21 protein-coding genes are annotated in these 24629 nt (G+C 67.2%); 8 read left to right on the top strand and 13 right to left on the bottom strand.

From position 1 onward, the window contains the following. Together QW863_RS16990 and QW863_RS16985 are read right to left on the bottom strand one after the other, a co-directional pair. Nucleotides 1-1908, bottom strand: a complete 1908-nt coding sequence (locus QW863_RS16990) for an acyl-CoA synthetase (protein WP_315768032.1) — start codon at nucleotides 1906-1908, stop codon at nucleotides 1-3. A gap of 343 nt (nucleotides 1909-2251) precedes the next feature. Further along, the gene (locus QW863_RS16985; RefSeq protein ID WP_315715212.1) at nucleotides 2252-2695 is read right to left on the bottom strand and encodes a MarR family winged helix-turn-helix transcriptional regulator; all 444 of its coding nucleotides are present in this window, start codon (nucleotides 2693-2695) and stop codon (nucleotides 2252-2254) included. A gap of 185 nt (nucleotides 2696-2880) precedes the next feature. Between QW863_RS16985 and QW863_RS16980 the strand changes: the two genes are divergently transcribed. Beyond that, nucleotides 2881-4062 carry a substrate-binding domain-containing protein gene (locus QW863_RS16980; RefSeq protein WP_315715213.1) on the top strand — a complete coding sequence of 394 codons (1182 nt, stop codon included), beginning with the start codon at nucleotides 2881-2883 and terminating at the stop codon, nucleotides 4060-4062. 263 nt (nucleotides 4063-4325) lie between these two features. On the opposite strand, the gene QW863_RS16975 is transcribed toward QW863_RS16980, so the two are convergent. Further along, nucleotides 4326-6398 carry a putative bifunctional diguanylate cyclase/phosphodiesterase gene (locus tag QW863_RS16975; RefSeq protein ID WP_315715214.1) on the bottom strand — a complete coding sequence of 691 codons (2073 nt, stop codon included), beginning with the start codon at nucleotides 6396-6398 and terminating at the stop codon, nucleotides 4326-4328. A 321-nt stretch (nucleotides 6399-6719) separates the two neighbouring features. Between QW863_RS16975 and QW863_RS16970 the strand changes: the two genes are divergently transcribed. Beyond that, nucleotides 6720-7613 carry a hypothetical protein gene (locus QW863_RS16970; RefSeq protein ID WP_315715215.1) on the top strand — a complete coding sequence of 298 codons (894 nt, stop codon included), beginning with the start codon at nucleotides 6720-6722 and terminating at the stop codon, nucleotides 7611-7613. 56 nt (nucleotides 7614-7669) lie between these two features. On the opposite strand, the gene QW863_RS16965 is transcribed toward QW863_RS16970, so the two are convergent. The 3 genes from QW863_RS16965 to QW863_RS16955 all read right to left on the bottom strand — a co-directional run bounded on the left by QW863_RS16965 (nucleotide 7670) and on the right by QW863_RS16955 (nucleotide 10413). Next, a complete protein-coding gene (locus tag QW863_RS16965) occupies nucleotides 7670-8989 on the bottom strand; it encodes a hypothetical protein (protein ID WP_315715216.1) in 1320 nt (439 codons plus the stop codon). 262 nt (nucleotides 8990-9251) lie between these two features. Further along, the gene (locus QW863_RS16960) at nucleotides 9252-9959 is read right to left on the bottom strand and encodes a class I SAM-dependent methyltransferase (protein ID WP_315715217.1); all 708 of its coding nucleotides are present in this window, start codon (nucleotides 9957-9959) and stop codon (nucleotides 9252-9254) included. Further along, nucleotides 9949-10413, bottom strand: coding sequence for an Rrf2 family transcriptional regulator (locus QW863_RS16955; RefSeq protein WP_315715218.1), 465 nt, complete (start codon nucleotides 10411-10413; stop codon nucleotides 9949-9951). Before QW863_RS16955 ends, QW863_RS16960 begins: the two co-directional genes overlap by 11 nt. Before the next feature lie 581 nt (nucleotides 10414-10994). Here QW863_RS16955 and QW863_RS16950 point away from each other — a divergent pair. After that, nucleotides 10995-12371: an IS30 family transposase gene (locus QW863_RS16950; protein ID WP_315715219.1), complete on the top strand. Its 1377-nt coding sequence runs from the start codon at nucleotides 10995-10997 to the stop codon at nucleotides 12369-12371. A 455-nt stretch (nucleotides 12372-12826) separates the two neighbouring features. On the opposite strand, the gene QW863_RS16945 is transcribed toward QW863_RS16950, so the two are convergent. The 4 genes from QW863_RS16945 to QW863_RS16930 form a co-directional block, all read right to left on the bottom strand. Continuing rightward, a complete protein-coding gene (locus QW863_RS16945) occupies nucleotides 12827-14284 on the bottom strand; it encodes a L,D-transpeptidase family protein (RefSeq protein WP_315715220.1) in 1458 nt (485 codons plus the stop codon). Between the two features lie 294 nt (nucleotides 14285-14578). Continuing rightward, entirely contained in the window at nucleotides 14579-15541 is a 963-nt protein-coding gene (locus QW863_RS16940; protein WP_315715221.1) for an acetyl-CoA carboxylase carboxyltransferase subunit alpha, read from the bottom strand. 219 nt (nucleotides 15542-15760) lie between these two features. Further along, on the bottom strand, nucleotides 15761-16717 hold the full coding sequence (xerD, locus tag QW863_RS16935) for a site-specific tyrosine recombinase XerD (protein ID WP_315715222.1): 957 nt from the start codon (nucleotides 16715-16717) through the stop codon (nucleotides 15761-15763). 171 nt (nucleotides 16718-16888) lie between these two features. Next, the gene (locus tag QW863_RS16930; protein WP_315715424.1) at nucleotides 16889-17035 is read right to left on the bottom strand and encodes a histidine kinase; all 147 of its coding nucleotides are present in this window, start codon (nucleotides 17033-17035) and stop codon (nucleotides 16889-16891) included. A gap of 155 nt (nucleotides 17036-17190) precedes the next feature. On the opposite strand from QW863_RS16930, the gene QW863_RS16925 reads away from it, so the two are divergent. The 3 genes from QW863_RS16925 (at nucleotide 17191) to QW863_RS16915 (ending at nucleotide 20379) form a co-directional block, all read left to right on the top strand. Next, nucleotides 17191-17856, top strand: a complete 666-nt coding sequence (locus QW863_RS16925; RefSeq protein ID WP_315715223.1) for a shikimate kinase — start codon at nucleotides 17191-17193, stop codon at nucleotides 17854-17856. Further along, complete coding sequence (gene aroB, locus QW863_RS16920) at nucleotides 17853-19001, top strand: 3-dehydroquinate synthase (protein ID WP_315715224.1); 1149 nt, start codon at nucleotides 17853-17855, stop codon at nucleotides 18999-19001. The genes QW863_RS16925 and aroB overlap by 4 nt, the downstream gene beginning before the upstream one ends. A 73-nt stretch (nucleotides 19002-19074) precedes the next feature. Continuing rightward, nucleotides 19075-20379, top strand: coding sequence for an HlyC/CorC family transporter (locus tag QW863_RS16915; protein ID WP_315715225.1), 1305 nt, complete (start codon nucleotides 19075-19077; stop codon nucleotides 20377-20379). A 7-nt stretch (nucleotides 20380-20386) separates the two neighbouring features. Here QW863_RS16915 and QW863_RS16910 read toward each other — a convergent pair whose 3' ends face one another. Continuing rightward, nucleotides 20387-20656, bottom strand: coding sequence for a BolA family protein (locus QW863_RS16910; protein ID WP_315715226.1), 270 nt, complete (start codon nucleotides 20654-20656; stop codon nucleotides 20387-20389). Between the two features lie 110 nt (nucleotides 20657-20766). On the opposite strand from QW863_RS16910, the gene QW863_RS16905 reads away from it, so the two are divergent. Continuing rightward, nucleotides 20767-21411 (top strand): J domain-containing protein, encoded by a 645-nt coding sequence (locus QW863_RS16905; protein WP_315715227.1) that lies wholly within the window; start codon nucleotides 20767-20769, stop codon nucleotides 21409-21411. 43 nt (nucleotides 21412-21454) lie between these two features. Here the strand turns inward: QW863_RS16905 and QW863_RS16900 are convergent, their stop codons facing one another. Continuing rightward, nucleotides 21455-22543 (bottom strand): citrate synthase/methylcitrate synthase, encoded by a 1089-nt coding sequence (locus tag QW863_RS16900; RefSeq protein ID WP_315715228.1) that lies wholly within the window; start codon nucleotides 22541-22543, stop codon nucleotides 21455-21457. An 83-nt stretch (nucleotides 22544-22626) separates the two neighbouring features. On the opposite strand from QW863_RS16900, the gene QW863_RS16895 reads away from it, so the two are divergent. Further along, on the top strand, nucleotides 22627-23850 hold the full coding sequence (locus QW863_RS16895; protein WP_315715229.1) for a citrate synthase family protein: 1224 nt from the start codon (nucleotides 22627-22629) through the stop codon (nucleotides 23848-23850). 14 nt (nucleotides 23851-23864) lie between these two features. On the opposite strand, the gene QW863_RS16890 is transcribed toward QW863_RS16895, so the two are convergent. Then, the gene (locus tag QW863_RS16890; RefSeq protein ID WP_315715230.1) at nucleotides 23865-24521 is read right to left on the bottom strand and encodes a DedA family protein; all 657 of its coding nucleotides are present in this window, start codon (nucleotides 24519-24521) and stop codon (nucleotides 23865-23867) included. Between the last annotated feature and the right edge of the window lie 108 nt (nucleotides 24522-24629).

Raw genomic sequence — 24629 nt, 5'->3', positions numbered from 1 at the left:
TCACTCCATCACCACCTCGTGCCGGATCACGAACGGCGCCAGCAATGTGTGCACCTCGTTCTCGACCGCCTCGCGGGTCTCCGCCGGCACGTTGCGCAAGGTCACCGTCGCGATGCTGCCGTGGCTGCCGTGCGGTCCGACCTTGACGCTGCAATCGATGCCGCGGTCGGTCAGTTGCGACAACACCTTGGCGAACACCCGCGTCGCGGCGTCCCAGCGCAGTTGCGGCTTGAACACCTTGCCGACGCCGGTCACCGGCATCGGATCGATCGGGATGATCTGCACCGGCACCGCGGCGCGCTCCGGAGTGCGGGCGCGCACCCAGTCCTCCAGCTCGCCCGGTTGCACGCTCGCGCCGGGCTTGAGCTGCACATAGCCGATCGGCAGCTCGCCCGCATAGGCGTCGGGCTGACCGACCACCGCGGCGAAGCCCACGGCCGGATGCTGGAACAGGATCTCCTCGATCGGCGCCGGATCGATGTTGTGGCCGCCGCGGATCACGAGGTCCTTGGCGCGGCCAGTGATCCACAGGAAGCCGTCGGCATCGAGCCGGCCGAGATCGCCGGAATTGACCCAATGTCCCTGGACGAAGGCGCCCTTGTTGTGGGCGTCGTCGAGATAGCCGGAGAACACGCCGGGCCCGGCCATGATGACGACGCCGATCTCATCCGTTGCGCAGTCGCGCTCATAGCGCCCGTCGGCATCGAGCTTGACGATCCGCACCTTCGCGTAAGGCAGCGGCAGGCCGACCGAGCCGAGCCGGATCGGCTGGTCCGGATAGGCCATGGTGTGCACGCTCGCGGTCTCGGTCATGCCGTAGACCTCGATCACCGGCAGCTTGAGCTTGTCCATGATCGCCTGCCCCACGGCGACCGGAATCGCCGAGCCGCCGCCCGCGGCATAGCGCAGACTGGAGATGTCGGCGGCGCCTTGCGGCACCGCGAGCGTCGCCGCCAGCACCGTCGGCACGCTCGACAGCGTCTCCGGCTTGAAGCGCTGCACCAGACCCCAGATGTTGCGCACCGCATTCGGATTGCGCCAGCCGGCGCCCGACAGCACGACGAGGGACCCGCCCGCCGACAGCGTCTGCAGCGCCTGGGTCAGCGATCCCCCGACATGGAATAGCGGCATGCCGAACAGCAAGGTGCCGCCGGGCTTGGCCTTCAGGACCAGGTTGATCCCCCAGGCCTGATAGACCTGGTTGCCATGGCTGTGGCGCACCAGCTTCGGCGTGCCGGTCGTGCCGCCGGTGTGGAAATAGGCGGCGGTGTCGCTGGCCTTGATCTGCCGGCCGCTGACGAGATGGTCGCTCGGCTGCGCTCCGATCAGGTCATTGAACGCGTGAATGCCGTTGGCGGGGTCCCCGCCGCCGCCATGCACCTGCACGATCGCCTTGAGGTGCTTGAGGCCGCCGCGCACCTTCTCGACCTTCTGCCAGATGTCGGTGCCGGGCAGGGGGCCGAGCGCCACCAGCACCTTGGTCCTGGCGGCATCGAGAATCTCGGCGATCTGGTGCGGCTCGAGCAGCGGATTGACCGGGTTGGCGATGCCGGCGGCCTCGGCGCCGAACAGCGTGACGAAGGCGTCGGGCACCAAAGGCAGCATGAAGCTGACGACGTCGTCGGGGCCGACGCCGAGCGCATGAAACATGTTCGCCGCCTGCGTCACCCGGGCGATGAAGTCGCGATAGGAGATCACGACCGGCGTGTCGGCCGGATCGGCGTTGGGCAGAAACTGGATCGCCGGCGCATCCGGGTTGACCGAGGCGCCGCACTTCAACGCCTCATAGGTGCTCTGCGCGGCGATCCGTTCGCCATACGGCGTCTGCTCGAAGGCGCGGATGTCAGCGGTGCTTGCGAATGTCGGATAATTGCTGCCGATGGCGCGATCGAGCAGGTGAATGCCCATGGCCTGTCCTCCCTGTGTCGTGTCCTCGTCCGGTCGATTGCGGCCGGCGACTGCGCGCGGGCTCTATGCGGCCCGTTCGTCGCGATCGTCACAGGACAGGATGAGGGAGGATTCGTCTTGCGTCTATCCCGGCGTTGCCGGGCGGACCGCCCGATTTGCCGCAGGCGAGGAGACGAGGCGTGGTCAAGTCGTCTTGATGCGACGCGAAGACCGCTCCGATTTCCGCGTCATTGCGAGCGCAGCGAAGCAATCCAGGGTGGTGGGCGGGGCTCTGGATTGCTTCGCTGCGCTCGCAATGACGGGAGGATAGAGCTTAGCCCTGATGTCGGCCGCGCAGCGTGCCTCAGCTCGCCGCGTCGATCAGATTTTCCAAGAGCCGCTTCAGCTCGCCGGTGGCCTTGTCGCCGTAGTTCTCCAGGATGTGCGCCTCCTGGCTGGCGGCCAGCGAGTTCAGCCGCTTGCATAGCGCCTTGCCATGATCGCTGATGAACATCAGCACCTTGCGCCGGTCGTGGGCGTCCTGGCGGCGGTAGACCAGCGAGTCGGAGACCATGCGGTCGATCATCTTGGTCAGGGTCGGGTGGTTCAGCAGGACCGCGTCGGCGAGATCGCCCATCGAGTGCCCCTCGCCGTCGGAGAGCACCTTGAGGATGCGCCACTGCTCGACGGGCACGCCCTCGGTGCTCAGGCGCGACTCCAGCTGCCGGTTGATCTCCCGGTTGGCCTGCGCGAGCAGGTAGGCGAGATGTTCGGTGAGGGGGCTGTTGGGATGGGGCGGTTTGGCCACGGTGAACTTCGCTTGCGGTCCCGACTTGAATGAATGTCCGGCAGTAGCTGCCCGATCTATATGCATCCTAATTCTTGAACATTCAACATTTTCGAATAGGATATTTGCCGAACGCGTGCTGATTTTGACGGCGTATGACCGCCGGCCCACAATGGGCCAGGCACGGTTGCGGCCAAGGAGTGGGTGTGCTCTCGACAGGATCTGTCACGGCCGGGCGTCTCCGTCTGCCGCCATCCCTGCTGTTCAGGAGCCCGCCCCGGCGGGCCGGCCTTCCTGCACTCGCCCCCTTCGATCCTGACCGTATCCAGCGGCGCGGCTCCCACAACAGGCTGCGCATCGGCAACTTCCTCACCTTCTCCGGGTCACCCGGCATCTGGGGGCCGGCCGCGACCAACAGCGCGCTGCTCGCGGTGTCCGACATCAACCGCCACGGTGGCATTCTCGGGCGCGAGATCGAGTTGTCGTTCTACGATTCCGGCGGGCCGGCGGACGAGGTGGCCGAGCGCGCCAGGGACGCGCTCGAATTCGACGACATCGACGTGGTCATGGGCTCGCATATCAGCGCGGTGAGGCTGGCGCTGCGCCGGCTCACCCGCGGGCGCATCCCGTATGTGTATACGCCGGTCTATGAAGGCGGCGAGCGCACGCCCGGCGTGATGGCGATCGGCGAGACGCCGCACAGCCAGACGCGCCCCGCCATCCACTGGCTGGCGGAGAACAAGCGCGCCCGGCGCTGGTATCTGATCGGCAGCGACTATGTCTGGCCGTGGCAGTCGCACCTCCAGACCAAGACCTTCATCACCGAGGCCGGCGGCCAGGTGGTCGGCGAGGAGTTCGTGCCGGTGGGCGAGGATGACCACGAGGCGCATCTGGCGCGGATCCGCGCCGCCAGGCCCGATGTCGTGCTGATCTCGCTGATCGGCACCGACAGCATTACCTTCAATCGCGCCTTCGGCGAGTCGGGCCTCGCCGCGACCACCCTGCGTCTCGCCGGCGCGGTGGACGAAACGGTGCTGCTCGGCATCGGCGCCGACAACACCGAGAACCTGTATTCGGCCTCCGGCTATTTCAGCTGCATCGGCTCCAAGGCCAATGACGCGTTCATGAGCCGCTACACCGCGATGTTCGGCGCCGATGCGCCGCCGGTCGGATCGGTCGGCCAGTCGAACTACGAGGGCCTGCGCTTTCTCAAGGCGGCCGCCGAGCGCGCCGGCTCGCTGTCCCTGCGACCGCTCGCTGCCGCCGGCCGCAACATCGTCTATTCCGGCGCGCGCGGCGAGGTGACGATCCGGCAGGGCCGCGCCGGCATGGCGATGCATCTCGCCGCGGCCGACGGGCTCGACTTCAAGATCATCCGAACGTTCTGAGTAACGCTGCGCCGAGCTTGGCCGGGCTGCGTGCCGCGGTCACCCTCCCCTGGAGGGGAGGGTCGCCTCACGGGGCGCGAAGCGGCGCGTGAGGCGGGGTGGGGTGATCTCTCCTCTGGAGCCGGCGCGTGGAGACGTCACCCCACCCCGCTCGCCCGCTTCGCGTGCGATCGACCCTCCCCCTCCAGGGGAGGGTGAGCCATCACATTCGCGGCCGTCTGTTCAGTTCAGCCGCAAGGCAATCACGATGACAAGATCTGCCGTCACGCGGCCGCAGCCTTCTTGGCCTGTACGTCGACGGCAGCCGCCGGCGTACCTCCGACCTCACGAATCATCCGGCTGATCGCCTCCTGCGGCATCGGCTTGCCGAACAGGAAGCCCTGTACGCTGCTGCAGCCTTCCTCGCGCAGGAAGGCGAGATGCTGTTCGGTCTCGACGCCTTCGGCGAGCACCGGGATGTTGAGGCTGCGCCCGAGCAGCAGGGTCGCCTTGACGATCGCCGCGGCGTGCACGCTGGTCTCGACCGACTGGATGAAGCTCTTGTCGACCTTGATCTTGTCGAATGGAAACACCTGCAGGGTCGACAGCGACGAATAGCCGGTGCCGAAATCGTCCATCGCCACGGTGACGCCGATCGCCTTCAAGGCCTGCATCACCTGCAGCGCATGCTGGCGGTCGGCGATGATACCGGTCTCGGTCAGCTCGATCTCCAGCCGCTCCGGCGCCAATCCAGTCTCGCGCAGCACCTCGGCGACGCGCTTCGGCAGGTCGTGGTTGAGCTGCATCGGCGCGACGTTGACGGCGACCCTGAACGGCTGGCTCCAGGTCGCGGCGGTGGCGCAGGCGGTGCGCAGCACCCAGTCGCCGATGTCGACGATCAGCCCGGTCTGTTCGGCCATCGGAATGAAATCATTCGGCGGCACGCGGCCCTTCACCGGATGGTTCCAGCGCAGCAGCGCCTCGAAGCCGACGATGCCGCCGCTCTGCGTGTCGTTCTGAACTTGGTAGTGCAGCTCGAACTCGTTGCGCACCAGCGCGCGCTTGAGGTCGATCGCGAGCTCGGCGCGGCGCCGGCTGGCCTCGTCCATCGACGGCTCATAGGTGCAGATCTTGCCCTGGCCGAGACTCTTGGCGCGGTACATCGCCAGATCGGCGCGGGTAAGAAGCTCGTCCGAGGTCAGGCCGTGGTCGGGATGCAGCGCGATGCCGATGCTGCAGCCGACCGAGAGGCTGCGCTCCTCCCACTCGACGGGCGCCAGCACCAGCGCGCGCATCCGCTCGGCGAACTTCGCCGCCTCGGTGCGCGCGAAGATCTCGCTCTTGACGGCGACGAACTCGTCGCCGCCGATTCGCGCCAGGAACTCGCCCGGCTGCAGCGTCGATGCAATACGCTGTGCGATCACCGTCAGCACCGCATCGCCCGCGGCATGGCCGTGCGCGTCGTTGACGTCCTTGAAGCGATCGAGGTCGATCGCGAGCACCGCCAGATGCGCGGTCTCGTCGCCCTCGGTCAGCAGCGGCGCGAGCCGCTGGCCGAGGCCGCTGCGGTTCGGCAGGCCGGTCAGCGGGTCCTGCAGCGCCAATTGCCGATAGCCTTCGACCGCTTCCTGCGTCGCCTGCATGTCGATCATGTAGGCCGAGGCGGCCATCGCCATGATCAGGCCGATGCCGGTGACCACCGTGACCAGCATCAGGCTGTCCGACAGCGACTGCACCGGCGCGCTGCTGGCCGCCATGGGTGCCAGGGTCAACGCGAGCATGCCGGTGAAGTGCAGGCTCAGGATCGCAAGCACCATCGCGAGCGAGCTGCCATATTTGCAGAAGCGGGTGACCGGCCGCGCGATGCGGTTCGCCGCGACGGCGCCGAAGCCCATCGCGAGCGCGATCGAGAGCCACACCATCGGCACGTTCCAGGTCAGCACGCCGTCGAGCTTGAGCGCGCTCATGCCGCTGTAATGCATGGCGGCGATGCCGAAGCCGAACACCGCGCCGCCGGCCTCGATCAGCGGGCCGCGCTGGGTGCGTGTCGTGATGAAGAAGCCGAGCCACGCAAAGGCGACCGCCAGTCCGAGCGAGGCGAAGGTCATCGCCGGCTCGAACGAGCGGTATCCTGGCGTGTCGTAGCCGAGGACCGCGGCGAAGTGCGTGGTCCAGACCGTGCCACCGGCCACGAGTCCGGCCAGAAACAGCAGATGGAAGCGGCGGAGGCCGGCGTTGCGACGGACCCGCGCGAGCAGCCGCATGGACAGAATCGAGCCGAGCACGCAGACGAGCAGTGCGGCGGCGACGTAGCGCAGATCATGATCGGCGGGCAGGCAGGACAGGATCGTCAACATCGGCAATATACCCTCGCTCAGCCGAGCTACGGTCCGCGGCGGGACCGGTTTTGGCACGCGCGATTCGCGGTTAGCGAAGCGTCAACGCGGGCAGCACCTCCGCCCGCGCCGATCCACGCAAGAGGTTTGGAATCCGACCATCGAGGCGCAAGGGCCGCCCCGCTGCAGGGAACTCGGGACATCGTGACGAAACTCCCAGTGCAGGCCGCAGGGCTCGCCGGCACACGGCCTTTTGCGATCCTCCGTGGCCGGAATGGGTTGCCGCTGCATGACGGAATTAATACGATCCCATGTCGTTCACATGAAATTTGGAGTGCCCGGATGCGTGCGCAGTCGCGAGCCCTGTCGAACCCGGTCGCCCTGTGGTGGGCGATGCTGACGCTCGTCAGCCTCGCCAACATCGTGTTCTGGTTCATCCTGTACCGCCAGCTCAACGGCGGCAGCAGTTCGTCGGGTCAGGCGTCCCAGACCAGTTCGATGCTGGCGCTGTCGGCGGCCTATGTGTTCGGCTGCGCCTTCCGCTCGGTGCTGCCGCGCGCCGACGTGCAGCGTATCTGCCTGGTCGACAGCTGGCTGTCGAGCGTGTTCATCGGCCGCACCGTCGCGACCATCGCCGAGATCGCCTTCGCGGCGCAGTGGGCCATCATCCTCGCGCAGCTCGGCGCGATCGCCGATGCCGAGACCGCGGTTAACATGGCCCGCATCATCGTGCCGCTGATCGTCGTCGCGGAGATCTGTTCCTGGTACGCCGTCGTCACCCGGAATTTCCTCTACAACGCGATCGAGAACTCGCTGTGGGCGGTGGCCTTCCTGTTCGTCGGCATCGGCCTCGGCCGGCTGCTGCCGGAGTTCGACGGCCTGGTGCGCGGCCTTCTGATCGCGGGCCTCGTCGGCATCGCCTGCTATCTCGCCTTCCTGGTCGTGATCGACGTCCCGATGTATGTGAAGCGCTGGCGCATCGAGCGCGCCGCCGGCACGCCACTCCTGCATCCGCTCGCCGGTCTGCGCGACTCCGCCACGCGTTGGACCGTCACCCACGAGTTCGAGCACTGGAAGGAAGAGATCGCCTGGATGTCGCTGTATTTCAGCGCCGCCGTCTGGGGCTCGCTGGCGCTATGCGCGCTCTCGGCGATGAACGATCCCCTGCCGCGAGATCGCGCGCAGGCCACCGGTGCACCGCCGGCCATCGTCCAGCACGACGCCGATCGATCCTGACGCGACATCCCGCCGTGACGATCACGGCGGGATGCCTGCCGGCCGAGCGCGTTGCCTCAGCCATGCATCGCGAAGTGATGCGCGTCGTCCATCTGGACGATGTGGCTGTAGTCGGCGTGCGGCGCGTCGTGCACGGCCACCGGCGCGTGGTCGAAATTCGGCGGTACGATGCCGGTGTTGCCCGCATGGCCATGGTCGCCGAAATTGTCGACGATGATCGGGTTGTGCGACGAGCCCTCGCCGTGCAACGGGCCGGGGAAGCCGGGGCCGGGGCCCTGGCCGCCCTGGGCGTTGTCGGCGGACTGATGGATCGCCTGCGCGATCGAGTCCCAGAACCCGCCATGGCTGCCGCCGTCCTGTCCCGCATGAGCGATCTGGATGCTGCCGTCGCTGCGCAGGCCGTCCTGGGCCAGCTTGAAGACGTCGCCGATCGCCGCGCCGAGATCGCCATGGCTGAGGTCGTTGACCAGCGAGCCCAGGTCGTGGCCGATCGCGTCGAGCTGCTGCCCCAGAGAGTGGCTCAACTCGCCGGCGGTCTGTGCCAGCCCGTTGAGACCCTCGCCGACGAAATGGCCGACGCCATCGACGATGCCGGTGCCGACCGCATCGGCGCCGTGGGCGATGCCGGAGATCGCCTCGCCGATCGGTCCGCCGATCAGGTGGCCCGCGGCCGACGCCGTGTCGGTGACCACGCCGATGGCGCCGTCGGCCACCGCTACGCCGGCGTCGAAGCCGCCCTTCACCACGGCGCCTGCAGCGTCGAGCGCGTCCATGCCGACCTCGCCGGCCGTTCCGACGATGGTGCCGGCCATGCCGAGCGCGCCGTGGCCGACTGCGCCGGCCGCCTCCAGCCCGGCCTCGCCGAGGCCGACCGCGGTGTGTGCGAGGTCGCCGGCGACGTCGAGGGCGCCATGCGCCACGTCGCCACCGACCTTGAGCCCGCCGTCGACGATGTCGCCGCCGATATGCTTGACGTCGTTGATGACGCCGTCGATGTCGCCATGTACCAGGTGGCCGACCCCGGACGCCACGTCGCCGGCGACGTTGATCCCGGTATGGAGGACGTCGCCGCCGACATGGACCACGGTCGACGCGACGTCGCCTACGGTGTGAAGCAGGCCGCCGCCGATCGCCTCGGCACCGTGCCCGATCGCGCCGAGTACGCCGCCCACGGTATGGATGGCCTCGCCGCCGAGCGCGCCGATGCCATGCACCACGCTGCCCACGGCATGGGCCGCATCGCCGGCGACGTGCTCGACCGTATCGACCACGGCGCCCGCCGCACCGCCGACCGCACCCGCCACATCCTTCGCGACGTCCTTCACGTCGTCCACGGCGGAACTGACGGCATCTCCGATATCATCCCAAAAGCTCATGACCTGCTCCTCTCGGTTGCGTCACCTCGCCTCGGGTGACGCGCCGTTTGTCGCAGATCGCGTCCCGGCGCTCCGTGCGCGACATCACGCAGGCTGAGACGTGGCACGGCTCCGGCGCGAAGCCTGTCCGCGAGCCGCGTCATCCACCTCTTCGGGGGCCGCGGGGAGGGACATGCGTGGATGCCGGCGCAGGCCGGGCAACTAATTAGCAGGCCCTGATCGCGATCGTTCAGGGCGCATCGGTGTGATGCTCGGCGGCGGTTCAGGCGTGGCCGATCCAGCCATGCCAGGTCAGCGCTGTGAAGAATGGACGGGCATCGCGAAAGCCGCCGTCACGCAGGATGGCTTCATCCTCCCCTGGGCTCAGCATGTTGACGCTGGCATCGACGGTCGCGCGCATCGTCCTGGCCTGCTCGGGGTCTGTGCCGGACGCAACGGCATAGGCCGCGTACCGATCCAGCCACAGCGATCTCTCGACGGGCTCGTTGGGCAGGCAGCTATGGGCCACCACGAAAGGCGCTCCAGGGTGGAGCCGGTCGTGCACGGCGCGGACTGTCCGCAACCGTTCCGATGCTGCCAGAAAATGCAGCGTCAGCAGGCATGTCGCCGCGTCAAACGGGCCGGCCGGCGCATCGTCGATGGTGCCCTCGATCAGTTCGACCCGACTCGTCCGCGCGCCGAGCGTGCGTTCGGCGAGTCGCAGCATCTGCGGCGCCGGATCGACGCCGACGAAGGTCCACGATGGTTGCGCTTCCGCCAACGCGTTGAGCTCGAGCCCGCCGCCCGCGCCCAGCACGAGCACCCTCGCATGTTCGGGCGCCCGCTCGGCCAGCAGGACCGCCGTCATCCGGTGCAGCCCGTCGAGACCGGGCACGAAGCGCCGTGGACCATCCGTGTAGCGCGCGACGAATTCGGGATCGGAAAACGCGCGGATGAACTGCTGAGCGCCGTCGGCAATGTCAGCCGGCATGACAGATGTCTCCTTTGCGAGGTCGCTTGCGTCGTTCGAGGCGGTCGTGGAAATCGGCGCTCAGCGCCGCCAGCGTGATGGCGCCGAGACGGGACAGCAGCAAGGTCTCGGCGGCCCGGATGGAGCTGTCGAGCGCCGCATTGACCGCCTGCTCGACGAGGCAGTCGGGAGTCTCGCTCCGATGGCCGATGGCGAACGCCGATGGACGCCCGAGGGAATCGTAGACGTCGCGCAGGGTGACGGTCGCCAGATCGCAGGCGAGCGTCCAGCCGCCGCCATGGCCTTTCTCGGAGCGCACATAGCCGCTGTCCCGGAGGCCCGCCATGATTCTGCGGATCACGACCGGATTGGTCTGCATCATCGCTGCGAGGGCCTCGGACGTCACCGGACCGTCGTGCTCCGCCATGTGGAGCAGGACGTGCAGGATGCCGGACAACTGGCTGTTGGGTCTCATGTAACTTTTAATATGACATGATATTCCAGCCGTCAACCGGCCGGCTTGGCCATGAAGGCTTGGGCGACGACGCTGGCGCCTTCTGCCCGTCGGGCGATTCGGTCCTGCGTCCCGCATGCGGCGGGCGGGTCCATGCCTCGCAGCGATGAGAAACGCGCTGCGCGGAAAAACTGAATTTGCCCGCGCGTTCAAGCTGATTTGGGCTGTCCAGTCCCATCAGCAAAAATATGCCGCTTCCAAATTTCGGAATTTCGTGATCTATTCCGTCCGTCCCGCCTCATCGACGAGGGGCGCTGCGCGGTCGTCACGAAGCGTGGAGTGCGGGATGTGATGGGCGGGCCGGTTTGCAGCGTGATCATTCGCGCGGACGAACAACATCGGCTCGCACGGTCAAGTCGCGTGGTCCTGGCCTCCCGATGCTGAGGTCAAGCCGGCGGATGATGCCCCGCGCATCTCGCCGGTGATGGGGGCAAGACAGCCCGGTCCCCAGGGAGATCGCGAAGCAGCCGTTAAAACTATCGCGCAGGGAGGGCCGGAGGCGGATTCAATTGGTCGTCGCAACACTCGATGAGGAGGTTGCGATGGGCATTCGAAAGAAACGGTCAACGCGGGGCAAGCTGGGATCATTGGGGCGCCCACCAGTTGCGGGGCGTGCGGAACAGCAGAAATTTTGGCGTGGGATTGCCGCTGGGTTGAACAGCGAGAATGCTGCGCTGGCTGCTGGATTATCGGATGCTGTCGGCCCCCGATTATTTCGAAAAGCGGGCGGCGTGGCACCGGCAATGTTCCGACCTTCAGCGAAGCCGCTCTCCGGACGGCACCTCTCTTTTTCTGAGCGCGAAGAGATTGCGCTGCTGAATGCGCAGCGCCATTCTGTACGAGAGATAGCGCGGCGTCTCAATCGATCTCCCTCGACCATCTCCCGTGAACTCGATCGCAATGCGGCCACGCACGGCGGCAAGATGGCCTATCGGGCGACGGCCGCCCAGTGGCATGCAGATCGATCGGCCCGGCGTCCTAAGCCGAGCAAGCTTGCAAGCAACGCCGCCTTGCGCGCTTATGTTGAAGAGCGGCTTGCAGGGTTTGTCGCACCTCCAGGCGGCGTTCGGCGGAAGGCCGGTCGTGCGGGCTCTAGCCAGGATCAGGGGTGGACGAAAGCGTGGAGTCCCGAGCAGATTGCCCGGCGCTTACCGATCGACTTCCCGGATGACGAGGCGATGCGCATCAGCCACGAAGCCATTTACCAGGCGCTTTTTGTTCAGGGCCGAGGAGCGCTGAAACGCGAGTTGTCGTCCTGTTTGCGAACGGGACGTGCGCTGCGCGTGCCCCGAGCGCGTACGCGGAAGCGCAGCAAAGGCTTCATATCGCCAGAGATCATGATCAGTGAGCGTCCGGCCGAAGTCGCGGATCGAGCTGTGCCGGGACATTGGGAAGGAGATCTGATCGTCGGCTCCGCCAGCTCGGCAATCGGCACGCTGGTCGAACGCAGCACGCGGTTTACAATGCTCCTGCACCTTCCACGGCTGCCGGGGTTTGACGATGGCCCACGTACGAAGGATGGGCCTGCGCTCTCCGGACACGGAGCTGAAGCGGTACGCGATGCGATCACGCGCACCATCGTCACCTTGCCCAAAGAACTCCGCCGCTCGCTAACCTGGGATCAGGGGACCGAAATGGCTCAACACAGTGACCTCAAGATCGATACAGACCTTCAGATCTACTTCTGCGATCCAAGAAGCCCCTGGCAACGTGGCACGAACGAGAACACGAATGGCCTGCTGCGGCAGTACTTCCCGAAAGGTACCGATCTGAGCGTCTACGATGCTGACGAGATCGCCGCCGTGGCCGCAGCGCTCAATTCCCGACCGAGAAAGACGCTAGGATGGAAAACTCCAGCAGAAGCGCTTGACGAGCTGCTGTCACGAATGAAAACACTTGGTGTTGCGACCACCGCTTGAGCCCGCCGGATCGTCCGGCTGGACCTGTGGTACCTGCCGCCTGCATTTTTTTCGCAGGCGGGCCACGGGCCTCAGTCGAGGTCCGGCCTTCCCTGCACCCTCGCTTCGGAAAGAGGGTGAGATCGATGCATCACTCGGACGCCAAGCGCGCCGCGAGGATAAAAGCGCATGTCCAAAGCTGCCGTTGAGATTGTTCGCCGCGGCGCCGCTGCGAGCACGGTGCTCACCCTCCCCTGGAGGGGGAGGGTCGCCTCACGAGGAGCGAAGCGAAACGTGAGGCGGGGTGGGGTGATCTCTCCTCTGGCACCGGCGCGTATGGAGAGATCACCCCACCCCGCTCGCCCGCTTCGCGTGCGATCGACCCTCCCCCTCCAGGGGAGGGTGGCACCGCGCGTGCGGCCCGACTCTGGCGAAGCGCGGGCAACGATTCAGAACTGCCCGCCGCTGGACGAGGCTTACTTGAACCCTGCGAAGCGGCTGTCGAACGAGTTCGACTGCAGCACCGGGACGGCGCCGGAGACCAGCGCGGTCTGGGTCTGGGCCGGGGCCGAAGCGGTGGTGGCGGGCGCCTCGCTCGTGGCCGGCTTGAACGGCGGCCGCGCGGCAGCTTGCCGGGTCTCGGACGGCTTGGCGGCGACCGGCCTCGGTGCAGGCTTGGTCTCGGCGGGCTTCGCCTCTGCTGTCTTGCTCGGCGCAGGCTTGGCTGTCGCTGTGCTCTCCGCCGCCGCATTGCCGCCGATCCCGACCTTACGGGCGAGGCTCGACATGAAGCTCGGCTTCTCGGGCGCGCTGACGGCCGCCACGCGGGTCGAGGGAGCCTCCGCGGTGCTGGTCGGCATCGCGACCTCGTCGGCGCCGGGTGCGCGCGGCGGGTTGACGTGACCGGGGATCGTGCCTGGCGCGGCCTGGAAGTTGGCGAGCGACAGGCCCGGCGCCTCGCCGGCGTCGGACAGGCCGGTGGAGGCGCCCGGCACGCGGCTGGCGAAGATGGGGTTCATGCCGCCATCGATGCCGGTGTTGAGCTTGGCGACCGGCGTGCCCTTGGAGACGAGCTTGGCATATTCCGCCTCGTCCGCCTGCTGCTTGTCGCGCACGGCGGCGGTGATCTCGTCGGGCACGACGTAGGCCGGGCACTTGGCGGAGGCGTCGAACACCGGATCGTGCGTCGCGCCCGGCGGCTTCTGGGCGTCGAAGACGTACTTCTTCTCGCAGAAGTCGACCTTCGGCTCCTGCCGGGTGACTTCGAAATGGTCGTAGCCTTCCTTGATCATGCGCCAGAACGGCATGTTCGGATTGTTGCGGTGCCTGGCCATGTTCACCGGCGTCATCCGGAACGGATAGGCCTGGAACTGGAAGGCGCGCTGGCCGCCGAAGAAGGACTCGCGCCCGAGCGCATAGATCTCGGCGATCTGCTCGTCGGTCATCGCGAAGCAGCCGCGCGAGGAGCAGTCGCCATGCACCATCAGCTGCGAGCCGGTGCGGCCGAGCGCCTTGTCGAACGCGTTCGGATAGCCGGTGTTGAAGGACAGATAGTAGGCCGATTGCGGGTTCATCTGGCTCGGATTGATCGAGTAGAAGCCCTCCGGCGCCTGGCGGTCGCCCTCGCGCACCTTCGGTCCGAGATCGCCGGACCAGCGGCAGATCGGATAGGTCTTGAGCAGCGCGAACTTGCCCGAGCGGTCCTGCTTCCAGACCTCGAGCTCGGCTTCCTGCTTGAACACGCGGACCAGGATCGGCGACTGCAGATCCATGTCCTTCTCGCCCATCGTCGCGACGAGCTTCGGCGGCACCGGCTGGTTGGCCTTGGCGTTGGTGGCGAGCGCGACCTGATCGCTGTTGCAACCCGTCAGCAGCGCGCCGGCGGCCAACACCGCCGAGGTCATCAGAACCCGGACGAAAGCGCGGTTGATCAAAGCAAAGCTCCCCGCAAACCCGGCATGCCGCAACACCCCAGTCTCATCTCACGCGATCGGCCCGAAAGCTGGATAAATCACGGGTCGACCCTGCGTCATGCCGTCAAACCATTGATTAAAATTGTAGCCTTTGACCCCAAGCCTCGCAACCCGCGCTCCGGCGATGCCGAAAGGCCCCGGCCGCTTTGGTCAACAACTCCTAAACAGCAGACCCCGCCGGCGGGGCCGAAATGCGGCCAAACGGCTGGAAAGACTCACAAAACCGCGAGCGCCGGGAGCTCGGCTCCGGCCCGGTCAGCCGAGCTTGCGGCCGATCTCGATGAACTTCTGCCGGCGCTGTTTGCGGATGGCGTCGGCGTCGAGCCCCTTCAGCTCGTCGAGCGCCTGGGCGATCGCCTCGCCGGTGGCGGCGATCATCGCCGCCGGGTCGCGGTGGGCGCCGCCGACCGGCTCCTTGAGGATGGTGTCGACCACGCCGAAACGCAGCATGTCCTGGGCGGTGATCTTCATGCTGTTGGCGGCTTCCTGCGCCTTGGTGCCGTCGCGCCAGAGGATCGAGGAGGCGGCCTCCGGCGAGATCACGCTGTAGATCGCGTGCTCCAGCATCAGCACCCGGTTGGCGGTGGTCAGCGCGATGGCGCCGCCCGACATGCCCTCGCCGGTGATGATCGCGACATTCGGCACGCCGAGCGCCAGGCAGGCGTCGGTCGAGCGGGCGATGGCCTCGGCCTGGCCGCGCTCCTCGGCGCCGATGCCGGGATAGGCGCCGGCGGAATCGACCAGCGACAGCACCGGGATGCCGAACCGTTCGGCCATCTCCATCAGCCTGACAGCCTTGCGATAGCCCTCCGGGCGGGCCATGCCGAAATTGTGCTTGAGACGGGATTCGGTGGTGGCGCCCTTTTCCTGGCCCATCACGCAGATCGGCTCGCCGCGGAAGCGGCCGAAGCCGCCCAGCAACGCGGCGTCCTCGCCGAACTTGCGGTCGCCTGCGAGCGGCGTGAACTCGGTGATCAGCCCGCTGACGAAATCGGTGAAATGCGGCCGCTGCGGGTGGCGCGCGACCATCGTCTTCTGCCAGGGCGTCAGATTGGCGTAGAGCTCGGCCAGCGCCTGGCCGGCCTTCTCCTCGATCCGGCTGACCTCCTCGCCGATGTCGGTGCCGGAGGCGGCCATCGCCCGGAGTTCATCGACCTTGGAATCGAGCTCGGCAACGGGCTTTTCGAAATCGAGGTAGCTGCGCATGGGATCCGGCATGGAAGAGCTGAAGGAAGAGCGCTGGGAGACGAAATCGGTTCGGCCTTCGGACCTGAAGATGAAGGACTTCAGGAGCTTAGGGTGCGATCGGTGCGCCGCCCCCAGGCGTCGTGCCGGGAGAACGGGCAGGATGGCGCTCTTTCGGGGCAGACGGGCGCGAAGTCAAGCCGGCCGGGCGTCACGCCGGCGGATTTGGTTTCGGGAAGGTGTGAAGCGAGGTCAGGTCTCGGCCAGCGGGTGCAGGTCCCGCACCAGGCTCTTGAGCCGCTCCTCGACCACGTGGGTGTAGATCTGGGTGGTCGAGATGTCGGTGTGGCCGAGCAGGGTCTGGACGATGCGCAGGTCGGCGCCGTTGTGCAGCAGATGGCTGGCGAAGGCGTGGCGCAGCACGTGCGGCGACACCAGCCGGGCCGGCAGGCCGCTCGCCACCGCGAGCTCCTTGAGGTCGCGGGCGAAGTGCTGGCGGGTGAGGTGGCCGCTCTCGCCGAACGAGGGAAACAGCCATTTGCCGAAGGTGGCGCTGGCCTTCTTCTCGGGCTTCAGCGCATCCAGGGCGGCGAGATAGTCGGCCATCGCCTGGCGCGAGGCCTGGTTCAGCGGCACCAGCCGCTCCTTGTTGCCCTTGCCGCGCACCACGATCATGCGGGCGTCGTTGCGCGCCGCGGTGCGCGGCAGCGCCACCAGCTCGGAGACGCGCAGGCCGGTGGCGTAGAGCACCTCGAGCAGGCAATACAGGCGAAGCGCGCGCAGCCGCTGCGCCGGCGAAGCGTCCGCGCCCTCGCTCAGCTCCTTGGCGCGGGTCAGCATCCGGTCGACATCGCCGATCGACAGCACCTTGGGCAGCGGCCGGCCGCGTTTCGGGCCCGACAGGATGGCAGCGGGATCGTCGCTGCGGATGCGCTCGCTCAGCAGGAAGCGAAACAGGTGCCGCATCGCCGACAGCCGCCGCGCCACGCTGGAGGATTTGAAACCCCTGGTGTCGAGATCGGCGAGATAGTCGCGCAAGGCCTGGGTGTCGGCCGTGGCGAAGCCGTTGGCCTTGCCGCCGAGAAATTCGGAGAGATCGGTGAGGTCGCGGCGATAGGCGTCCAGCGTGTTCTGACCGGCGCCCTGCTCGGCGGCCATCATGTCGAGGAACAGGCTCATCAGCCCGGCGTCGGAGGCCTTGACCTTCATGTCGTGAAATCCGCTGCGTCCGAGGCGATCGAATCACTACGATGTATTCGTGCCGGCACGGCGAGCGGTGACTGCAAATCTGGCCGATATCGCGGCGCCCGGCCGCCTCAGACAACCGCAAAATTCTTAATCAATGCCCTGTGGCTTTTCGGTTGGTCGCAGCGCCGCCGCTCATCTCTTCTGGAACCTGTCCGGCGGGATCGTCACCGTCATCTCGCGCGGCTTCGGATTGACGAAATTCGCCAGCGCGTAGATCGCGCCATAGACCACGCCGACGATGACGGCGATGACGGTCAGGAAGCGGAACAGGCTGGGCATGTCGGTCGCGCAGGCTACCAGAAGGGGAACGGTTTCATCCAACATGTTCGCATCGGCCTTGCAAGCCCGTCGGGCAGACTGGGCAGCTCGCCTTGGCTCGGGGGACGGAACAGGATGCCTTTGAAAGCAGCAGGGGCTGGGTTAGAAGCCTGGAGATGACCGACACGACGCAACCCGCACCCAGCCCAGCCGCTCCGGAGGCCGCGATTCTCGCAGGCCTCGGCAAGCGGCTGATCGTGCTGGTCGGCATGATGGGTGTCGGCAAGTCGACCGTGGGCCGGCGGCTCGCGGCGCGGTTGCGGCTGCCCTTCGTCGATGCGGACACAGAGATCGAGACCGCGGCCGGCATGACCATACCGGAAATCTTCGAGTCGCGCGGCGAGGACTATTTCCGCAACGGCGAGGCCAGGGTGATCGCCCGCCTGCTCGAAAATGGTCCGGCGGTGCTGGCAACCGGTGGCGGCGCCTTCATGCGCGAGGAGACGCGGCGGCGCATCCAGGAGAAGGCGGTCTCGGTGTGGCTCAAGGCCGATGCCGACGTGATCATGCGCCGCGTCCGGCGGCGGGCCGACCGGCCGCTGCTGCAGACCGCCGATCCGGAAGGCACGGTCGCTCGCCTGCTCGTCGAGCGCGAGCCGGTCTACCAGCTTGCCGATCTCACGATCTGCTCGCGCGATGTGCCGCATGATCGCGTTGTCGAGGACTGCATGGAGGCGCTGCAGGCGTTCTTCTCGCCACCGGAGACCGAGGCGGGGCCGGCCGGACCACAACCCGATCCAGTTCAACCCGATCCTCCGCAGGCGATGGGCGCGCTCCGATGACAGCACCACTGAAGCATTCCGATCCGATCATCGTCGACGTCGCGCTCGGCGAGCGCGCCTATGACATCGTCATCGGCCGCGGCGTGGTGGCTTCACTCGGCCAGCGGATCGCGGCACTGCGGCCCGGCGTGCGCACCGCCATCGTCACCGACCGTACCGTGGCCGCGCATTGGCTGAAGCCGGCCGAGGCGATCCTGGCGGAGGCGGGCATCCCGGCGTCCACGATCGTGGTCGATGAGGGCGAGGGCTCCAAGACCTATGCCGGCCTGGAGAAGGTCAGCGAGGCGCTGATCGCTGCCAGGATCGAGCGCAACGATCTCGTCATCGCGCTCGGCGGCGGGGTGGTCGGGGATCTCGCCGGCTTCGCGGCCGCCATCCTGCGCCGCGGCGTCGATTTCGTGCAGGTGCCGACCTCGCTGCTGGCGCAGGTCGATTCCTCCGTCGGCGGCAAGACCGGCATCAATTCGCCCCAGGGCAAGAACCTGCTCGGCGCCTTCCACCAGCCGGTGCTGGTGATCGCCGACACGGCCGTGCTCGACACCCTGTCGCCGCGCCAGTTCCGCGCCGGCTATGCCGAGGTCGCCAAATACGGCCTGCTCGGCGATGCCAGCTTCTTCGCCTGGCTCGAGGCCAACCATGCCGACATCGTCAAGGGCGGTGCGGCGCGTGAGCACGCGGTCGCGACCTCCTGTCGCGCCAAGGCGGCGATCGTCGCCCGCGACGAGCGCGAGACCGGCGACCGGGCGCTGCTCAATCTCGGCCACACCTTCGGCCATGCGCTGGAGGCCGTGACCGGCTTCTCCGACCGGCTGTTCCACGGCGAGGGCGTCGCGGTCGGCATGGTGCTGGCGGCGCAGTTCTCGGCCGAGCTCGGCATGCTGCCGCCCGACGACGTCGTCAGGATCGAGCGTCACCTTGCCGCGGTCGGTCTGCCGACCCATCTGCAGGACATCGCCGGCTTCGCCCAGGAGGGGATCGGCGACGCCGATCGGCTCTTGGCCTTGATGGCGCAGGACAAGAAGGTCAAGCGCGGCAAGCTCACCTTCATCCTGATGGAAGCCATCGGCCGCGCCGTCATCGCGAAGGACGTCGATCCGGCGCGCGTCCGCGACTTTCTCCAGGCCAAATTGCGCAGCAGAAGCTGATCCCGGGCTTTACGCCGTATTGAGCAGTGCCAACGGATCATCGGCGGCCTCCCTACAGAGCGACATCGGCGTCATGGACTGGTTCACACTCTCCGTCGTCATCCTCCTCCTCGCCGCCTCGGCCTTCTTTGCGCTGAGCGAGACCGCGCTGACCGGTGCCTCCCGCGCCTCGATGCTGCGGCTGTCGAAGCAGGGCAATCGCGATGCCGATGTGGTGTCGAGCCTGTTCGACATGCGCGAACGGCTGATCGGCGCCCTGCTGCTCGGCAACAACATCGCCAATATCGGCGCCTCCGCGCTGGCGACCGGTATTTTTACCGCCTGGTTCGGTGAGGTCGGCGTGCTCTACGCGACCGGCGTGATGACCGCGCTGGTCGTGATCTTTGCCGAGGTGCTGCCGAAGACGATCGCGATCAATGCGCCGGATCGCGTCTCGCTCGCGGTCGCCAGGCCGATGCGCGCGACTGTGTTCGTGCTCGGTCCGGTGCTTGCCGTGATCGAGGCGATCGTGCGCGGGCTGATGCGGCTGATCGGCTTCAAGGTCGGGGCCAATCAGCCGATCCTGTCGCCGACCGAACGCCTGCGCGGCGCGGTCGATCTGTTGCATCATGAAGGCAAGGTCGAGAAGCAGGACCGCGACATGCTCGGCGGCCTACTCGATCTGCGCGAATTGCAGGTGTCCGACGTGATGGTCCACCGCACCGAAATGGTGATGGTGAATGCGGACCTGCCGCAGGAGGAACTGGTGCGCGAGGTGCTCGCCACCGAGTACACACGCATCCCGCTGTGGCGCGGCACGCCGGAGAACATCATCGGCGTGCTGCATGCGAAGGACCTGCTGCGTGCGATCCGCGCCGCCGAGGGCGATGTGTCGCACATCGACGTTGCTTCACTGGCGCTCCCGCCGTGGTTCGTACCGGAGATGCGCTCCGTGTCGGAACAGCTCAAGGCGTTCCGCCGGCGCAAGACGCATTTCGCGCTCGTGGTCGACGAGTATGGCGAGGTCGAAGGCATCGTCACGCTGGAGGATATTCTGGAGGAGATCGTCGGCGACATCTCCGACGAGCAAGATGTGCAGGTCGCGGGTGTGCGCCTGCAGCCGGACGGGTCCGTCGTCGTCGATGGCTCAGTGCCGATCCGCGATCTCAATCGCGCGATGGACTGGACGCTGCCCGATGAGGAAGCAACGACAGTTGCCGGTCTCGTCATTCACGAGGCGCGTTCGATCCCCGAGCGCGGCCAGAGCTTCACGTTCCACGGCTTCCGCTTTCGCGTGCTGCGCCGGGAGCGCAATCGCATCACCGCGCTGCGTATCGTACCGGTGCCGCGCGGCGAAACCGAGGAGGCGCGGCCGCGCCGTGCGGGCACGGCGTTCTAATTGGAGATCAAGCCTCGCCCGGCGCCTTCGCATGCAGCGCGAGCGCGTGCACCGAGCCGGCAAGTTCCGCTGCCAATGCGGCGTTGATCAGGCGGTGGCGATCGACACGGCTCTTGCCGGCGAAGGCCTGCGACACAATATACACGCGGAAATGGGTCTCACCGCTCGGCTGATGGCCCACATGGCCTTCATGCAGATGTGATTCGTCTTGAACATCGAGGCTTTCGGGCGAGAAAGCTTCGCGCAACTTTTCGATGATAGCATCTCGGGTCCGCATGGTCTCTGGAAATACGCATCAAATTATTTTTCGTCAATCGGCGGTCCCTGCCTGAGGTATTCGCAATGTCAAGACTTGAAGCTTTTCGCGTTGCGTAGTCAAAGTCCGCCATGCCGATCGATTCAAACAAATTCTTCGACTCCATCCGCATCAAGCCCAAGAAGCAGGCTGCGCGGCAGCCGGTGGTGCGCGAGGAGGCCCAGCCCTGTCAGTGGCCGGACTGCAAGAACAAGGGCTCGCATCGCGCGCCCAAGGGACGCGAGAACGCGCGCGAGTATTGGCACTTCTGTCTCGATCACGTGCGCGAGTACAACCAGTCCTACAATTTCTTCTCGGGGATGAACGCCGAAGCGGTCGCGCGCTACCAGAAGGATGCGCTGACCGGACACCGCCCGACCTGGAAGATGGGTGCCAACACGTCGGCCAAGCGCGGCACCGGCAGCGCCGAGGGCGATCTCGGCGATGCCGCCGATCCGTTCAGCGTATTCGCCGAGATCAACGGCCGCGGCAGTTGGCGTCCGGATCCCCGCTCGGCTCCCAAGGCCGAGACGCGCAAGGTCTTCAACGCCGAGCGCAAGGCGCTGCAGGTGATGGGCCTCGGTCCCGACGCGACGCTCGAGGATGTCAAGGTCAAGTACAAGGCGCTGGTGAAGCAGCACCATCCCGATGCCAATGGCGGCGATCGCTCCACCGAGGATCGCCTGATCGAGATCATCAAGGCCTACAACTACCTGAAGACGGTGGTGAAGGGCTGACGCGCGGCAGCGCGCGAGGCTGCCGCACGGCGCGTTGAAGGTATCAGGGCTTCGGCCCGATATAGGCCGAGCTCGGCCGGATCAACCGCCCGGTGCGCTGTTGCTCGCGGGCATGCGCCGTCCAGCCGGCGGCACGCGCCACCGCGAAGATCGGCGTGAACGCCTGGCGCGGAATCTTCAGCGCATCGAGCAGGATGGCGGTGAAGAACTCGACATTGGTGTCGAGCACGCGCTCCGGATTCTTCTGCCGCAGCGCTTGGCGGATGTAGGCCTCCACCTCGCTCGCAAACGGAAGGTCGGTCCCGCTGCCCGCCAGCCGCTCGATCGCGCTCTTGAGCACGTCGGCGCGCGGATCGCGCACGCGATAGATCCGATGCCCGAACCCCATCAGCCGCTCGCCACGGCCGAGCGCCGCGTCGACCCACGGCCTGATGTTGTCGCGCGTGCCGATCGCGTTGAGCATTTCCAGCACCGGCTCCGGCGCGCCGCCATGCAGCGGGCCGGTGAGCGCGCAATAGCCGGCGGTGACTGACGCGAACAGGTCGGCCTGGGTCGAGGCGACGACGCGCGCGGCGAAGGTCGAGGCGTTCATGCCGTGATCGCTGACGGTGACGAGATACGTGTCCAGCGCCGCCACCTCGCCGCTCTCGGGCGTGTCGCCGCGGACCATCCGCAACGTGTCTGCGGCGTGACCGGCGTCTGGATCGGGCGCGATCGGCCTCGCTCCCTGCGCGCGCTGGACCAGGGCGCCGGCAATCACCGGGCAGGCGCCGACGATCGTGGCTTCGTCGTCGAGCCCGGGTTCGGACCGCAGTGCCGCGACGGCGGCGCGGAAGCCGTCGATGATCGACAGGCCGGAGGTCGCGGCGAGCAGCTCGGGCAGCCGGGCAAAGGCACGCTCGCGGGCACGGCCAAGGCTGGCGCGGACCTCGGCCTCGCCGACGGTGCGCTTCGTCGCCGCGCTCCATAGCCGGGCGGTCACGCCCTCGAAGCCGCTGGCGGCGGCGAGATCGGCCACGTGCGCTCCGGCGATGATGAGCTCCCCCTGCTGGCCGTCGACGTGGCTGAGCACGGTCTCGGCGGCGGCGATGCCGTCGAGGCCGATCGGGGTCTTGCCGAGCTGGATGGTCATGGCGAGGGTCTCCTTCGAGAATGATCACGCTGACAAGATCCGCCCAGTCGACAACTTGATCAATCTTGATTAAGCTGATCAATATGAAAAAAGACAGTGGGCTTTACCTATCTGCCCGTGAAGCTTCGGCAGAGCTCGCGATCTCGCCGGCCACCCTCTACGCCTATGTCAGCCGCGGACTGGTCCGCTCCGAGCCGTCTCCGAATTCGCGCAGCAACCGCTATCGCGCCGAGGACATCCGAGCCCTGAAGGAAAGGCGCGCACCGGCCCCCGAGCCGCGCGCCTTCCGCAGCTTCGATGCGGACCTCCCCGTGTTCGATTCCGCCGTGTCGACGATCACCGAAGCCGGTCCGATCTATCGCGGCGTCAATTGCGTCGACTTGGCCGTGCGCGGCACGCTGGAACATGCTGCGACGCTGCTGTGGGACGTGACCGCGCTCGATCCGTTTGCGCCAGGCAACCTTCCGGCCGTGTCGGAGGAGATGGGTTTCATCGCCGATGCTGCGCGGCGCGCGGCGCCGATCGACCGCGCCATCGCGGTACTGGCGCTGGCGACACATGCTGATCCCGCGGCTTTCAACCGCGCTCCCGACGGTCGGGCGCTGGTCGGCGCGCGCATCGTTCGGCTTGTGGTCGCAACCATGTTGAACCAGCCAGCGTCAGCCGATCCGCTCCATGTTCAGGTCGCGCGGAGCTGGGCGCCCGGACATGAACATGCGCCGGACCTGATCCGTCGCACCCTGGTGCTGCTGGCCGATCATGAGCTGAACGCGTCGACCTTCACCGTCCGCTGTGCGGCGTCGACGGGCCTCAGCCTCTACGATGCCGTCATCGCGGGTCTTGCGGCGCTCAAGGGACCGCAGCACGGCGGCGCCGGCGTCCTGGCGTCGCAGCTGGTGAAGGCACTCATCGATCGCGATGTCGCGCCGCTGATCCGCGAGCGGGTGGCGCTCGGCGAGCGCTTCGCCGGCTTCGGCCACGGCGTTTACAAGCACGGCGACCCTCGCGCCATCTCGCTCCTGGAGGCGCTGACGCGCGCCGGTGCGCCGCGCAAATTCACCCGCGAGGTGCCCGAGCGGATCGCGGAAGCGACCGGTGAATTCGTGAACATCGATTACGCGCTGGCCGTGCTGGTTCACAGCCTGCGGCTGCCCGCGGGAAGCGAGCTGGCGCTGTTCGCGATGGCGCGCTGCGTCGGCTGGATCGCCCATGCCTGCGAGCAGCTGCAGTTCGGCCGCCTGATCCGGCCGCGCGCCCGCTACACCGGACCCATCCCGGGGCGCGGCGCTACCCTGGAGACGCTCTAGCGACCGCCGTCCGCCTATTCCGCCGTGCCGGCCGCCAGCTGAGTTTCGCGTCGCTTCCGCACGAGCCACAGCACGAGCCAGACCACGATCGTGCCCGCGACAGTCGCGATGATCCAGGTGGACTTGGCGATATGGCTATGATGCGGAATGCCGCCATAACGGTGCAACAGCTGCACGGCGAACACTCCGGGCAGGACATGGGCGCCGGCCCACAGCACGATGGCAGGGATGTTCACGGCGTAGAAGCGGGGCGGAGGGATGTCGAGCGCGCCGGCCGTGATCGGTACGACGGCGCGGATCGGCGCGATAAAGCGGGCGAAGAAGATCGCCAGGGTGCCGAAACGGTGGAACAGGGCCTCGCTCTGCGCCACCAGGCGCGGATAGTTCGAGAACGGCCAGCTCGTCAAGATCTCGCGCTGCCTGCGATGGCCGACCCAGAACGCCCCGCCGTCCCCCAGCACCGCGCCCAGGATCGCCGCCGCCAGCACCCATTGCAGGGTCAGCTCGCCGCCCGGAATCAATGCGCTCAGCGCCAGGATGATGGTCGTGCCTGGAACCACCGAGCCCACGATCGGGATCGCCTCCAGCAGGGCGGCCAGAAACAGGGTGAGATAAGCCAGTCCCGCATGCGCTGAGACGAAGGCAATGAGGGGATCGAGCAGATGGGCCACGCGGTTCCTGTTGGTGCAGAGGGTGGGCGGGGAGCTCCTCGATAAGTAGGAACCCCGGCTCCGGGTGCCACGTCGAGATCCTGGGAAGAGCCGGTGGGCGGAAAGGTG

The organism is Bradyrhizobium sp. SZCCHNR1017 (genome assembly GCF_032381375.1).
Taxonomy (GTDB): domain Bacteria; phylum Pseudomonadota; class Alphaproteobacteria; order Rhizobiales; family Xanthobacteraceae; genus Bradyrhizobium.
This window is presented reverse-complemented; position numbering and strand designations above follow the sequence as displayed.